Source organism: Brevundimonas sp. GW460-12-10-14-LB2 (genome assembly GCF_001636925.1).
GTDB lineage: Bacteria > Pseudomonadota > Alphaproteobacteria > Caulobacterales > Caulobacteraceae > Brevundimonas > Brevundimonas vesicularis.
On sequence record NZ_CP015511.1, the window covers coordinates 2,123,402 to 2,137,830 of the forward strand.

At 66.6% G+C, this 14,429-nt stretch carries 12 protein-coding genes; 4 read left to right on the forward strand and 8 right to left on the reverse strand.

Annotated elements, in window-relative coordinates; translation table 11 throughout:
- Positions 1–8 precede the first annotated feature (8 nt).
- Positions 9–875 carry a non-homologous end joining protein Ku gene (ku, locus tag A4249_RS10575; RefSeq protein ID WP_066552503.1) on the forward strand — a complete coding sequence of 289 codons (867 nt, stop codon included), beginning with the start codon at positions 9–11 and terminating at the stop codon, positions 873–875.
- On the opposite strand, the gene ligD is transcribed toward ku, so the two are convergent.
- From ligD to dnaG, 5 genes are all read right to left on the reverse strand, one after another.
- Positions 872–3,433, reverse strand: coding sequence for a DNA ligase D (gene ligD, locus A4249_RS10580; RefSeq protein ID WP_066552504.1), 2,562 nt, complete (start codon positions 3,431–3,433; stop codon positions 872–874). The two genes, ku and ligD, sit on opposite strands and share 4 nt — an antisense overlap.
- 34 nt (positions 3,434–3,467) lie before the next feature.
- Complete coding sequence (locus tag A4249_RS10585) at positions 3,468–4,211, reverse strand: extensin-like domain-containing protein (RefSeq protein WP_066552506.1); 744 nt, start codon at positions 4,209–4,211, stop codon at positions 3,468–3,470.
- A 56-nt stretch (positions 4,212–4,267) separates the two neighbouring features.
- Positions 4,268–4,447 carry a DUF2256 domain-containing protein gene (locus A4249_RS10590; RefSeq protein ID WP_066555076.1) on the reverse strand — a complete coding sequence of 60 codons (180 nt, stop codon included), beginning with the start codon at positions 4,445–4,447 and terminating at the stop codon, positions 4,268–4,270.
- A gap of 49 nt (positions 4,448–4,496) precedes the next feature.
- Positions 4,497–6,443 carry an RNA polymerase sigma factor RpoD gene (gene rpoD, locus A4249_RS10595; RefSeq protein ID WP_066552508.1) on the reverse strand — a complete coding sequence of 649 codons (1,947 nt, stop codon included), beginning with the start codon at positions 6,441–6,443 and terminating at the stop codon, positions 4,497–4,499.
- Between the two features lie 74 nt (positions 6,444–6,517).
- Entirely contained in the window at positions 6,518–8,377 is a 1,860-nt protein-coding gene (gene dnaG, locus A4249_RS10600) for a DNA primase (protein WP_066552509.1), read from the reverse strand.
- Positions 8,378–8,487: 110 nt separating this feature from the next.
- Here dnaG and A4249_RS16955 point away from each other — a divergent pair, with 110 nt between their 5' ends.
- Together A4249_RS16955 and A4249_RS16960 are read left to right on the forward strand one after the other, a co-directional pair.
- Complete coding sequence (locus A4249_RS16955) at positions 8,488–9,141, forward strand: hypothetical protein (RefSeq protein WP_066552510.1); 654 nt, start codon at positions 8,488–8,490, stop codon at positions 9,139–9,141.
- A 50-nt stretch (positions 9,142–9,191) separates the two neighbouring features.
- Positions 9,192–9,413, forward strand: a complete 222-nt coding sequence (locus A4249_RS16960; RefSeq protein WP_335621854.1) for a transcriptional regulator — start codon at positions 9,192–9,194, stop codon at positions 9,411–9,413.
- A 222-nt stretch (positions 9,414–9,635) separates the two neighbouring features.
- On the opposite strand, the gene A4249_RS10615 is transcribed toward A4249_RS16960, so the two are convergent.
- Positions 9,636–10,472 carry an LD-carboxypeptidase gene (locus A4249_RS10615; RefSeq protein WP_066552511.1) on the reverse strand — a complete coding sequence of 279 codons (837 nt, stop codon included), beginning with the start codon at positions 10,470–10,472 and terminating at the stop codon, positions 9,636–9,638.
- A gap of 69 nt (positions 10,473–10,541) precedes the next feature.
- On the opposite strand from A4249_RS10615, the gene A4249_RS10620 reads away from it, so the two are divergent.
- Positions 10,542–11,939, forward strand: coding sequence for a UDP-N-acetylmuramate--L-alanine ligase (locus tag A4249_RS10620; RefSeq protein ID WP_066552513.1), 1,398 nt, complete (start codon positions 10,542–10,544; stop codon positions 11,937–11,939).
- A gap of 22 nt (positions 11,940–11,961) precedes the next feature.
- On the opposite strand, the gene A4249_RS10625 is transcribed toward A4249_RS10620, so the two are convergent.
- Together A4249_RS10625 and A4249_RS10630 are read right to left on the reverse strand one after the other, a co-directional pair.
- Positions 11,962–13,326 carry a sulfite reductase subunit alpha gene (locus tag A4249_RS10625; protein ID WP_066552515.1) on the reverse strand — a complete coding sequence of 455 codons (1,365 nt, stop codon included), beginning with the start codon at positions 13,324–13,326 and terminating at the stop codon, positions 11,962–11,964.
- On the reverse strand, positions 13,323–14,429 hold the full coding sequence (locus tag A4249_RS10630; RefSeq protein ID WP_082854131.1) for an FAD:protein FMN transferase: 1,107 nt from the start codon (positions 14,427–14,429) through the stop codon (positions 13,323–13,325). The genes A4249_RS10625 and A4249_RS10630 overlap by 4 nt, the downstream gene beginning before the upstream one ends.

Genomic DNA, 14,429 nt, shown 5'->3' on the forward strand with positions numbered 1-14,429 from the left:
GAACCGACATGGCCGCCCGCCCCACCTGGCAAGGACATCTGAAGCTGTCGCTGGTCACCTGTCCGGTGGCCCTCTACACGGCGACGACCAGCACGAACGACGTGCGGTTTCACCTGATCAATCCCGACACCAACAATCGCATCCGCATGGTGCCGACCGATCCGGACGCCGGGCCGGTCGAGCGCAGCGATCTGGTGCGCGGCTATGAGGTGTCCAAGGACGAATACGTCCTCTTCGACGACGCCGACTTCGACAAGGTGAAGCTGGAAAGCACCAAGACCATCTCGATCGACAAGTTCGTCGACGAGGACGACATCGACCGGCTGTACTGGGACGACCCCTTCTTCGTGGTCCCCGAGAAGGGCGCGGGCGTCGAGGCCTTCGCCGTCATTCGCGACGCCATGGAGAAACAGGGCAAGGTGGCGCTGGGCCAGCTTGTCCTGCGCGGCAAGGAGCGTCAGCTGGCGCTGGAGGTCCGGGGCAAGGGGCTGATCGCCTACACCCTGCGCGCCCATGACGAGGTGCGCGATTCCGACGAATATTTCGACGACATTCCGACAGTGAAGGCCGATCCCGACATGGTCGAGATCGCCGCGCGCATTATCGGCCAGAAGGAGGCGGACTTCGACCCGACGGACTTCAAGGACGGCTACGACGACGCCCTGCGCGCGATGATCAAGGCCAAGTCCAAGGGCGGCAAGGGCGTAGTCGATGTCGCCGAACCCGACGACACCAATGTCATCGACCTGATGGCCGCACTGCGGAACAGCCTCAAGGGGTCGGCGACGGGGACGAAGAAGCCGGCCGCCAAGAAGGTTCCGGCACAGAAGGCGGCGCCCAAGAAGGCTGCGGCAAAGAAGAAGACAGCGGCCTAGACGCCCATCTTTTTAAGCGCCGATTGCAAACTGACCGCCGAGCTGCGGAAATCGGCCCAGGGATCGGGCTTCTTCAGCAAGGCCGCATAGGTCCAGAGGTTGAATGCGGCGGGGTCCAGCCCGGCCTTCACCTGACGCCACGACAGCGGGAAGGCGATCCCCGCCCCCGGCCGTGCGCGCGGCGACCAGGGCGCGACCGCCGTCGCCATTCGCCCGTTGCGCAGATAGTCGATGAAGATTTTTCCGCCCCGCGCCTTCTTGGCCAGGGTCGTGGTGAACCGGTCCGGCGCCTCGGCTCGGATGGCCTCGGCCACCGCCTTGGCGAAAGCCTTGTTCTGGTCCCAGGTCACGCGCGAGCGGGCGTCGGTCTTGATCGGCACCACGACGTGCAGCCCCTTGCCCCCGGTCGTCTTGACGAAGGCGGCGAGACCCAGCGCCTCAATCTTCGCTTTCACGACCTTGGACGCGGCGATGACGTCGGCGAAGTCCAGCCCCTCGTCCGGATCCAGGTCGAAGGTGATCTGGTCAGGGATTTCCGGCTGGCCGGGCGCACAGCCCCAGGGGTGCAGTTCCAGCCCGCCTGACTGGGCGATGGCGACCAGGCCGCCCGCATCGACGGCGGCCACATAGGGCGTGCGCGCCTTGACGTCGATCAGCTTCAGCCGCGGGTTCGACCCCGCCATGGCGTGGCGTTGGAAGAAGGTCTCGCCGCCGATTCCCTCGGGCGCCCGGATGATCGAGGTCGGCCGGTCCGCCACATGGGGCAGGATCCGCTCAGCCGCCGCCTCGTAGTAGCGCGCCAGATCGGCCTTGGTGATCGCCGGCCGGTCGCCCACGGCGGGCCACAACACCTTGTCAGGGCTAGAGAGGGTCACGCCCGCCACGACCACCTTGCCGGGCTTTCCGGCTGGTCGCACCGTCGTCGTGGTCTTCTTCGCGTCGCCCATGTCCGTGGGCGGCTGCGGCGGCTCGGTGACCTCTGCGGCCGTCTTGTCTTCGCGCAACCCTTTGAACGCCGCCTGCCGCAGCGATCCGGATTCGGTATAGCCGCCGTGCTCGACCTCGGCGACCAGCACCGGCTTGACCCAATGGATGTCCTTGGCCGCCTTTGGCGCGCCCGCCCCGGCGAAGGGAGACTTCTGCGCCGCCACGCCCTTCAGCGCCGGAACAAGCGTCTTCGTCACCGCCTCGCCATAGCCGGTCCCCACCCGGCCCAGATAGCGAAGGCCGCCCTTTTCCCTGACCCCGACCAGCAGAGAGCGGAACCGCGTGCCGCCCTCGGACGACCAGCCGCCGATCACGACTTCATCGCGCCCGCGGCATTTGGACTTCAGCCAGGTCGATGACCGCCCGGCATGGTAGGGGGCATCCAGTTTCTTGGACATCACGCCTTCCAGATCCATGCGGCAGGCGCTCTCCAGCACCGCCTGGCCGGTCGAGGCGAAATGCTCGACGTAACGCAGCCGCGCCCCGGCCATTTTGCCGATCCGGTCCACATAAGCCTGCAGCCGCGCCTTGCGATGCGACAGCGGCAGTTTGCGCAGATCCTCCGCCCCCTCGAACAACAGGTCGAAGGCGAAATACACTAGGTCTTCAGTCTTCTCGTCCGAGATGGCCGCCTGCAACGCTCCGAAGTCCGGCATGTGTTCCTCATCCAGCGCGCACAGCTCGCCGTCGATCACGGCGTCGGGCCAGGTCGCCGCGTGCGTCGCCAGATCCGAGAACTTGTCGCTCCAGTCCAGACCCTTGCGCGTCCGCAAGACCGCCCGACCGCCGCCCACGCCGATCTGGATGCGATAGCCGTCGAACTTGATCTCGTGCGCCCAACCCGTCCCGCCCGGTGGATGGTCGGTCACCTTACACAGCTGGATCGGCACGAAGGCCGGCGGCTTCCTGGCCTTCGCCGCCGCTTTCGAGGGCTTGGGCTTGGCCGGACCTTTACGCCCCGTCGGTTTGGACGCCGTCCACTCCTTCGTCCCATCCGCGATCTCGGCCAGAGACCGGCCGGTCGTCACAGAGGCGTCGATTTCGGCCAGCGCATCGCCCTCTCCCGCCACGGCGAAGTCGTCCTTCTCCTTCAGCAGCAGCCAGTTGTTGCGTTTGGAGGGTTTGCCCCGATCACTCTTCAGCCGGATCAGCGCCCATTTGCCCTTCAGCCGTTCGCCGTGAAGGATCATCTTGATCTGACCCTTGGCCCAGGCCGCCTCCAGGTCCGGCTCCTGCGGCTCCCAGGTGCCGACATCCCACATCTGCACCGTTCCGGCTCCGTAGTTGCCGTCGGGGATCGTGCCTTCGAACGATCCGTAATCCAGCGGATGATCCTCGACCTCGACTGCCAGCCGCTTGACCGCCGTGTCGCGCGACGGCGCCTTGGTCACGGCCCAGGACTTCAGCACCCCGTCCGCCTCGATACGGAAATCATAGTGCAGACGCGTCGCCGCGTGGCGCTGGATCAGATAGCGGAAGCCGCCCTTCGCGCGCTTGCCCTTCGCGCCCTTCGGCTCGGGCGTTTCGCCGAACCGGCGCTTGGCCTGATAGGTCTTCAGTTCACCGCGCATAGGGGCGTAATCCGCCCCGCGCCAAAGCGTTGCCTCAGCGACAGAAGCGCGTGTCGGTCGCCTCGAGGTGCAGGTGGTCGTAGTGGACGGCGTTGTAATCGGGGCTGAGCGTCGTGCCGAAGATGCGGCAGGCGTCGTCGCGGATACGCTTCAGGAAGCGCGCTTCGGGCGTGTCGCCGTTCCAGTCCTTCGTCACCGTGATCCGCCGCCCGTCCCTCAGCCGCACCCCGGCGAAGTCCAGCGCCGCTGCCTGGGAATGGGCGCTGATGCGGTTCGACCCCGCGCCGTTGTTCACGTTGCGACAGGCGTAGGCCCCCATGTGGTCGATCTGCACGACGTCAGAGCCCAGGATCTCGCGCGCCGCCGGCTCCAGCGACTGACGACGCCAGATGCTCAGCGCCAGCGCGGTCTGGCAGGTCATCTCCACATCGCCCGGCGCCATGCGCGCCACGGTCCCCAGGTCGGCGCCCAGAACCCCGCCTTGATGCAGGCCGCAGGTCGCGGTGTTCTGGCGATCCGGCACAGGACTGAACCGCACACGCGCGGCGTTCAACTCGGCCAGACAACGGCCCAGATCGCTACCTTCGCGCACGACCAGGGCTTGAGTCCCGCCGTCGATCATCCGATCCACCAGCCCCCCGACCAGCGGCGCCTCGGTGCGTGACGGATAGGGCGATGTCGGCCGCAATGGCTCGGGCGGCCGCCGCACGCAGCCGCTGAGGATCAGCAGGACGCCGAGGCCGATGAGAAAGGGAGAGACGCGCGACACGGAGAGCATGGTCGCGACGCTTAGCTGATTCCCGCCGCCGCCGTGGTCACGAGGCGGAGAGCCGTCTATCGGCGCTCTTCGGATGCGCCCTTGGCCCGGCACCGATCCGAGCAGAACCGCACCTGATCCCAGTCCCGCGCCCACTTCTTGCGCCAGCCGAACGGCAGACCGCAGGCGGCGCAGAACTTTTGCGGCAGGTCGGACTTGGCCGGCGCCGTGCCGAGATTGACGTGTTTTCGGGCCATGTCGCCTGCCAAGAAAAAGGGCGGCCCGTCGGAGCCGCCCTTGATCGTATCAGCTGTCCAGGAAGGACCGCAGTTTGCGCGACCGCGACGGGTGCTTCAGCTTGCGCAGCGCCTTGGCCTCGATCTGACGGATGCGTTCGCGGGTCACCGAGAACTGCTGGCCGACTTCTTCCAGCGTATGGTCCGTGTTCATGCCGATGCCGAAACGCATCCGCAGCACCCGCTCCTCGCGCGGCGTCAGCGACGCCAGAACGCGGGTGGTGGTCTCGCGCAGGTTCGACTGGATGGCGGCGTCGATCGGCAGGACGGCGTTCTTGTCCTCGATGAAGTCGCCCAGGTGGCTGTCTTCCTCGTCCCCGATCGGGGTTTCCAGCGAGATCGGCTCCTTGGCGATCTTCAGGACCTTGCGCACCTTCTCCAACGGCATGGCCAGCTTTTCGGCCAGCTCTTCCGGGGTCGGCTCGCGGCCGATCTCGTGCAGCATCTGGCGGCTGGTGCGGACGATCTTGTTGATCGTCTCGATCATGTGCACCGGGATGCGGATGGTGCGCGCCTGATCGGCGATCGAGCGGGTGATCGCCTGGCGGATCCACCAGGTGGCGTAGGTCGAGAACTTGTAGCCGCGACGGTACTCGAACTTGTCGACCGCCTTCATCAGGCCGATGTTGCCCTCCTGGATCAGGTCCAGGAACTGCAGGCCGCGGTTGGTGTATTTCTTGGCGATGGAGATCACGAGGCGCAGATTGGCCTCGACCATTTCCTTCTTGGCCTGACGCGCTTCGCGTTCGCCCTTCTGCACAGTCTGGACGATGCGGCGATAGTCGTCGATCGGCAGACCGGCTTCCAGCGCCACCGCGGCGACGTCGGAACGGATGGTCGCAATCTGGCTGGCTTCGTTCTCGCTGAACTTGGTCCAGCGCACGCCCTGGTCCTTGATCCGGTCGGTCCAGGTGGGATCGAGCTCCGAGCCGAAATAGGCCTTGAGGAACTCGGGCCGCGAAATGCCGTAGCTGTCGGCCAGGCGCAGTAGACGGCCTTCCAGACCGATCAGGCGCTTGTTGATCGCATAGAGCTGCTCCACCAGCGCCTCGATGCGATTGTTGTTCAGCTTCATGGTCTTCAGACGGTCCGAGATGGACGTCGTCAGCGCCTGATAGGCCTTTTCATCCTTGGCGCTCAGCACTTCGCCCTTCAGGCGGGCCTGAACCAGCTTGTCCTGCAGGGCGCGGAAGGCGCCGAAGTCCGCGGCGATGGCGTTCAGGACGTCCATCACCCCGTCGCGCAGCTCGGCTTCCAGCGCCGAGATCGACATGCCGCCGCCATCGTCGAAGTCGTCGTCGTCTTCGTCGTCGGATTCAGGCTTGTCCTCGGCGGCTGGCTTGTCTTCGGCCTCGTCTTCCTCTTCGCCTTCAGGCTGGGCGGCGCCCGGCAGGGACGAAGGGTTCAGCACGCCATAGGTGGCGTCCAGGTCGATGACCTCGCGCAGCAGGATGCGGTTGTTTTCCAGCTCGTCGCGCCAGACCATGATGGCCTCGAAGGTCAGGGCGCTTTCGCACAGACCCGAGATCATGGCGTCACGGCCGGCCTCGATCCGCTTGGCGATGGCGATTTCGCCCTCGCGGCTCAGCAGTTCGACCGAACCCATCTCGCGCAGGTACATGCGCACGGGGTCGTCGGTGCGGTCATAGGCCGACTTGGCGGGCGTTTCGGCCACGGCGGTGCCGGCGGCGGCGGCGACGTCGGTAGACTGCTGCTCCTGCGCGTCCTCCTCGGCCTCCACGACGTTGACGCCCATTTCGGACAGCATCGCCAAGGTGTCTTCAATAGCGTCGGGCGTGACTTCTTCGGATGGCAGGACCTTGTTCAGCTCCTCCATCGTCACATAGCCGCGCGCCTTGGCTTGCTTGATGAACTTCTTGACGCCGGCGTCCGTCAGATCGAGCAGGGGCCCATCGGTCGAAACCTCGGTGTCCTGCGTCTCGGTCTGTGCGTTCATAGTCAGTCTGTCTCCAGCCGAGAGGGTGATCAGTCCGCCCCGGCGAAAAATACAATGCTTGGCGTGCCGTAAAGTTACGTGCCCGCGCTGTCTTCCCAAATCGTCCCGGCTTTGATCGCACGGCGAAGCGCATCCCGCTCGGCCTTCAGCCGGCGGAACGCCTCATCCTGCCCAGGCACATCACGTGCATGGGCCAAGGCGTCCTCCAACGCGGCGACCCGCGTCGAAGCGTCGAACGCCTGCGACCATCGGACCCTTGCCTCGGCGAGGGGCGCATTTGCGGCCAGGAATGGCGCGCCGGACTTTGCCGCCGCCTTCTCGACCTCGCGCACTAAGGCATCATGACCCGATTGCGCCAGATGGCGTCGCAGGGCGGCGGAGTCAAGGCTATGTCCCGACAGACGCAGGCGAACCAGCTCCTGCGCCAGTCCATCCAGCCCCTTGTCGCCGAATCCGTGGGCGGCGATCTCTTCCAGATGGTCGTCCATCCGTTCGGGGTCGTCGATGGCGCCATGGGCCAAGGCGGCCGGCACCGGCTCGATGGCGCGAAACAGCGACTGCATCGCCTGGGCGCCCTCCGCCGTCTGACCCAGTTTGGGCGGCGGACCGAAACCGCGTTTGCCCTGCCCCGGCGTCCAGGGCGCGCGTTGAGGGCTGCGCGGGAACAGGGCGTCGAAACGGTCGAAGAGGTCGCGGCGGTATTGCTCCGCCAGATCCTTATCCTGGATGGCCGAGGCGGTGTTCCTCAGCCGCGCCTTGAAGCCGGCCTTGCGCTCCGGCGTGTCCAGCGGCTCCAGATGCTGTTCGCGGCGGAACAGCACCTCGGCGAACCCATGAGTTTCGGCCAGGGCCTGGCGCAGCGCGGGCGCGCCCTTGTCGCGCAGGATGTCGTCGGGATCCTGCCCGGCCCCCAGCAGGGCAAATCGGAAGGAGCGCCCCGGCTTCAGCAGCGGCAGCGAACGTTCGATGGCGCGATAGGCGGCGCGCAGTCCGGCCGCATCACCATCGAAGCACAGGATCGGCTCGTGCGACACGCGCCACAGCCGTTCCATCTGCTCCTCGGTCAGAGCCGTGCCCATCGGCGCCACGGCCGGCAGGCCCGCGCGCTGGCAGGCGATGACGTCCATATAGCCCTCGACCACGATGATGGCCTGGTCATTCTTGGATTCCGCGCCCAGTATCCGCCGCGCCTCAGGCAGGCCATACAGGGTCGCGCCCTTGTGAAACAGCGGGCTTTCCGGGCCATTCAGATATTTGGCGCGGTCGTCGGGGTTCATGGCCCGGCCGCCGAAGCTGACGATCCGGCCGCGCGCATCCAGGATCGGGAACATCAGCCGGTCGCGGAACCGGTCATAGGGCTGGCCGCCGCTTTCGGGCGAGATCAGCAGCCCGGCCTCGACCAGTTCGGCGGGTTTGGCGCCGCGCTGAACCAGCGCCTGCTTCAGCCCCTCGCGGTCGTTAGGCGCATAGCCCAGACCGAACCGCTCCCACTGATCCTCGGGCAGGCCGCGCTTGTCCAGATATTCGCGCGCCGCCTTGCCCGGCGTGCGGCGCAGGTTTGCGGCGAACCATTTCTGGGCCAGGTCCATCCAGTCCGACAGACCCGCCCGCTTCTGCTCGCGCTCGGCCTCCTTGGGGTCTTCGGCGGGAAGCTGCATCCCCGCCTCGCCGGCGAGGCGCTGCACCGCCTCGACGAAACTCAGCCGCTCGGTTTCCTGCAGGAAGGAGATGATGTCGCCATGCTTGCCGGACGAGAAGTCGTGGAAGAAGCCCTTGTCGTCATTGACGAAGAAGGACGGCGACTTCTCCTTCGAGAATGGCGACAGGCCGACATATTCGCGGCCCTGACGTTTCAGCTTCACCGTCCGCCCGATCACGTCGGACGGCCGAAGGCGGGCCTTCAGTTCATCGATGAATCTCTCGTCGAAACGCACCCGCGATCCTTAAGCCCTGCGGCCCCCACAAGCGAATCGAATGAGCGCAAAACCCTCATTGACTTGACAAGTTTATATTTTAAAGTAGTCATATCGCAGGAGAGCCAAGAATGACAGATTCTTCTTCATCAAGGGACGAAGCCGACCTGGCCTACCTCAAACGATTGGCGGTAGCGGGACGCGGGCAGCCCGCCCCTTTCCTGCTCTTGATCGCCGTGTTCGGGGGCGCCTATGGCTTTGCACTGTTGGCCGTCCTGATGGCCTTCGTGATCGAAGGATTCCCGCAACCCGGAACACCCGTGACAGGACCGATCTCTAATCTCGTGGGATCGTGGGGAATTATAGGATCGCACCTGATCTTTTTCGCCACCGTCGCGTGGACGATCTGGAGAACCTTGGGTCCAAACCTAGTCCGCCTTAGCCGATCCGCTACAGCGACATGGTCCGGCAGCTTCATCGCGCTGGTCGCCACCTTTGTCGTTTTCCACCTGGTTACGCGAAACGAAGCCGCGCCGGATGCGACGAAGATTGCCCAGGTCATCTGGCCGGTCGTGTTGATCCTATGGGGCGCAGCATGGTGGACCACCGCCATCGCCAGCGACCGGAGGTGGCTCATCGCCGTTGCGATCGGAAGTTTTGGCGCAGCCGCTGCCTTGGCGTGGGTCGGCACAGCGTCTTTGGCCGCCTTGGTTGTCATGTGCGCCAGTCTGATACTTCTGGCCTTCGCTCCTGCGATGATCCTGATGCGCGAGACGCGCAGGTGACGGCCGAGCCCAGCGTCGATCCCGCCTTTTCCCATCGATTAAGAACAGGGGTGATGGCCTATCTCTCGACCGCCGAAGCCGCCGACTTCACCGAGCTCGCCCTCGCCTTGGCCGCCCCGAACAACAGCCTGTCCAGTCACCTGACCCGACTGGAAACCGCCGGCTATATTGAACTGCGACGGGGTTTTCTGGGCCGCAAGCCTCGCACCCGCGTCGTCCTGACCGTCACTGGACGGGCGGCATGGGAAAGATATCTGGGCGCGTTGGGCTAAAGGACGATCAGGCGGCTCGTCCGGGCATCCCCCGATATCCGAACGAACCGCCGCATCGCAGAAGGCGCAAACCGCAGCGTCCCCCAACGCCTTGGCTAACGAAGTCCTAACGCCTCGCGGACCGGCATCTGAGGTCAGGACCAGCGTTCTGTCGAGAGGCGGGCCGTCTTGCTCTAGCGAATAGAGGCGAGACTGTGTCCTTTTCGTCGCGCGTCGTTCGCCTTAAGGGCGACCGAAGGGGACGACCTTATTGGCGGCGTCATGCCCGATATCGGCGCTTCCCAGAAAGGGTATGCCCGAACGCAGGCACCAGTATCGAACGATTTCCTCCGGAGTCTGACCAAAATCGGGATCGTTTGGCGTAACGTCCGAGACTCGTCCCAGACGAATCCCGGCCACGCGACGGATGCTGGCCTGGCTGGTCAAGTGAAACATCATCCGGTCGATCCGGTAGGCGGCCTCGGAAACCTCCTCCAGCATCAGGACGTGCCCGGACAGATCCGGCTCCAGCGGCGTGCCGGTCAGTTCGTTCAGGATGGTCAGGTTGAAGGCGACGGCAGGGCGCGGATCGGTCGCCAGCGACGGCTCGATCCAGTCGGTCCGCCCGGTGGTCAGCCAGGACAGGGCGCCCTTCGCCGTCTCGTCGTCGCGCACCGAGTCCGAGGCCATCGGCCCGTGCGCCAGATGCTGGAAACCCGCCTTGTACATCCCGGCCAGCAGGCTGCCGGCGTCGGAATACCCCATGTAGCGCTTCTTGCCGGCGACGGCGTCCAGGCGCGGGATCACCGCATCGGCGATGCGGCACGAACCGTATCCGCCGCGGGCAAACCAGATGGCATTGATGCGGGGATCGTTGGCGAACTCCACGAAGGCGTCGGCGCGCGCCCGGTCGTCGCCGGCGAAATGACCGTGTTTCAGAAAACAGGCGGGGTGGAAGACGACCGCCACATCGCGGTCGGGGTGGTTCTGCGCCATCCAAGCCTCGACCGCCTCGGCGCGCTCTTTCGAGAAGCGCGAACTGGCGCAGACGACGCCGATCTTGAAGCTATTGGTGGTCACGTCCGTCTTCTTCGTCGTTTTTGCGATCCCCTACTGGCGGACCGGCCCGATCCCCTGTTCTAAGGGGGCATGAACCAAGACGCCTCCTATTTCTTCTGCGGCATCGGCGGGTCGGGCATGCTGCCCCTGGCCATGATCGTCCAGGCGCGCGGCGCCGTGATCGAAGGGTCGGACCGCGCGCTGGACCAGGGCCGTACGCCCGAGAAATTCAACTGGCTGCGCGCCCACGGCGTGATCCTGCACCCGCAGGACGGATCGGGCGTGACCCGCGCGGATCAGACCGTCATCGCCACCGGCGCCATCGAGGAGACGGTGCCCGACGTCGGCGCGGCCAGGCGCGTGGGCGCGACCATCAAGACCCGGCCTGAGCTGCTCAGCGAACTCTTCAACGCCGCCCCGACCTCGGTCGGGGTGGCGGGCACCAGCGGCAAATCCACCATCACCGGCATGATCGCCTGGATCCTGCATCAGACGGGCCGCGAGCCGACCGTCATGAACGGGGCGGTGATGAAGAACTTCGCCGACGCCGACCATCCGTTCGCCAGCGCCCTTATCGGCGGGCCAGACCTGTTCGTGTCGGAGGTGGATGAAAGCGACGGCTCCATCGCCCACTACGATCCGACGGTAGCGGTGGTGTCCAACATCTCGCTGGACCACAAGTCGATGGAGGAGTTGCGCGACCTGTTCGGGGGCTTCACCGCGCGGGCGACGACGGCCGTGTTGAACCTGGACAATCCCGAGACGGCGGCGCTGGTCCAGACCCTGCCGGTTGGCAAGGCGATCACCTTCGGCCTGGGCGAAGAAAAGGCCGACCTGTCCGCCCATGATCTTCAGCCCCTGCCGACGGGCATGCGGTTCCGGCTGATCGAAGGCTGGATCGAACACGACGTGGTCCTGAACGTGCCCGGCGCGCACAATGTCGCCAACGCCCTGGCGGCGCTGGGCGCGACCCGGGCGCTGGGCGTGCCGACGGCCGAGGCGGTCAAGGCGCTGGAGACCTTCGCCGGCATCCGTCGCCGGATGGAGGTCGTCGGGACGGCCGGCGACATCACCGTCATCGACGACTTCGCCCATAACCCGGACAAGATCGCCGCCACGCTGAAGACCCTGCACGCCTTCGACGGGCGCCTGCTGATCCTGTTCCAGCCGCACGGTTTCGGGCCGCTGAAGCTGATGAAGTCCGAGTTCATCGACGGTTTCGCCGGCCTGATGCGCGAGGACGACGTGCTGCTGATGCCCGAGCCGGTCTATTACGGCGGCACCACGGACCGCAGCGTGGGATCGGAAGACATCGCCTCCGGCGTCCGCGCCGCCGGCCGTCAGGCCGAGGCGCTGGCGACGCGCGCCGACTGCGGCGACCGGATCGTCGAGATCGCCAAGCCGGGCGACCGAATCATCGTCATGGGCGCGCGCGACGACACCCTGTCGACCTTCGCGGCGGAACTGTTGGGGCGACTAGACCAGTAGCCCCCATCGGCAAAGACGGGGTTCAGTATACGTCGCGGCGGTAGCGGCCGTCTTCCAGCATGGTCAGCACCACGTCCGCGCCCAGCGCGCTTTCCAGCGCGGCATGCACGCCTTGCGACATGCCGTCCAGACTGCCGCAGACATAGATCGCCGCGCCGCGCGCGATCCAATCTCGAAGCTCGTCGGCCGCCGCCCCGACCAGATTCTGCACATATCGGCCGTCGCCCGCGTCGCGCGAGAAGCTCCGGTCCAGCCGCCGCAGCACGCCCGACGCCAGCCAGGCCTGCAACTCCGCATCGAAGAAGGCGTCGTGCGCCTGGGTGCGTTCTCCGAACAGCAGCCAGGCCCCCCCCGCCGCCGTCCGCGCTTTCAGATGCGCCCGTAAGCCGGCGATGCCCGTGCCGTTGCCGATCAGGACCATCGGCGTCTCGTCCGCCGGGCCGTGAAAGCTGCGGTTGGTGCGCAGGCGCATTCCGATCTGATCGCCCAGCGCCAGATCCTGCGTCAGCCAGCCCGAGGCAAGGCCGGGTGTGCCGTCGGGATGGCGCATCAGGCGGACCAGAAACTCGACCCGGCCGTCAGACGGCAGGGAGGCGATGGAATATTCGCGCGAACCCGGCGTGACGCCATCACGCTCAGGCAGGCCGACCTCGGCGATGTCGCCGGCCGACCAGTCAGGCGCCGCGCCGACAGCTTCGAACGCCAGATGATACGCCTCGCCGCCGGGACTGCTGGGGTTGACCAGAGTTCGTTCGACCAGCCGCCAAGGATCGTAGGCCGGCGGGGTCCAGTCGGGGGCGGTCACGCTGCCGGTGATCTGATTCAGCTGGTGCTGCCAGTGTCGGATGGCGCCGGCCTCGCCGTTGTCGACCTCGACCGTGTCGAACAGGGGTTCGGCGGCCGACCGCCTCAGCCAGCCGTCCACCGCATGGCCGAAACCGCAGAACTGATCATAGCTGCGGTCGCCCAAGGTCAGCAGTCCGAAACGAAGACCGGACAGGTCCGCCGTCTCGCCCATCGCCTTGCGCACGAACCGGGCCGCGCTGTCGGGGGGATCGCCCTCGCCCGTCGTGGAGACGATCAGCAGCGCCCGGTCCGCCGCCTTCAGGGTCTGAACGTCCAAATCGGCGAAGGACAGCACCCGCGCGCCCACGCCGCCGTCGCTCAGGGCGCGGGCCGTCATCCAGGCCAGTTCTTCGGCAAAGCCGGTCTGGCTGGCGAAGGCGATCAACAGCGGCTGTCCCTCGCCTGCGCCCACCAGAGCATCAGACCGCGCGCGGGCCGCCGCCCTGGCCCTGCGTTCACGCCAGACGATGACGGCGATCAGGGCCAGCCAAAGTGCCAAGGCCCCGACCGCCCACAGCCAGCGCTGCGGATCGGCTGTCACCTCGGACGATCTCCGTCGTCGTCGAGCAGAGCGGCGAAGGCTGGCGACATCCGCTCGACCGGCCCGCGCTCGGTGCGTTCGACGAAATGGGCCATCAGGCCGACGGCCTCGGCGTAGTCCGGTCCGTCAAACGGCCCCATGACGGTCAGGGCCGTGGCGTAGGCGTCGGCCATCATGGCCGAGGGGTGCAGGACAGTGACCGAACTCAGGTTATTGCTGACCGGCCGACCGGTCGATCCGTCGATGGTGTGGGGATAAAGGCGCCCCTCATGGCGGAACGCGCGGCGATAGTCGCCGCTGGTCGCCACGGCGAGATCGAACAGGGCCGCCACGGTGTGGGGCGCCGGCGAACCCTCGACCCGCTCGATCTCGACCCACCACGGCTGGGCGTCCGGCTTGACGCCGCGCCCTTTCAACTCGCCGCCGATCTCGATCAGGTGCGAGGTGGCGCCCATGGCCATCAGGCGGTCGGACACGCGGTCCACCGCATGACCCTTGGCGATGCCGGAGAAGTCCAGCCTCATCCCGCCCATCTGCATCACCGCCCGCGCGTCGCCGTTCAGCCGCAGTTTCTGCCAACCCGACACGGCCATGGCCGCCGCGATCTCGTCTTCCGACGGGACGGGCAGCAAGGCCGAACGCGGTCCAGGCGGGCCGAACCCCCACAGATCGACCAAGGCGCCCAGGGTCGGATCGACCGCGCCGTTGGTCTCGTCGCCCAGGGTCATCGCCGCATCCAGCAGATCCCAGAACGGCTGGGACACCGCCCAGACGCCGGCTGGCGCGGTATTGAAGCGGCTGATTTCGCTGGACGGCTCCCACGGGCTGAACAGACCGACGACGGTCGCCAGTTCCTCTTCGATCGCCGCCCGGATCTCGGCCTCGCCCACGCCTGGCGGGGCGATGACGCGCGCGCTCCAGGTCGTGCCCATGGTCTGGCCGCCCAGCGAACGGATCAGGTCGCTGGGCGGACGGGGCGGCGCGCCTTCGATCGCGGGCACGAGGACGCGGTTGTCGGCGCGGTCGCCCAGAGGGGCGGCGTCGCCGATATTGACCGTGGGCGGGGCGGCGCGCGAACCGCGCGAAGGGGGAATGTCGGACAT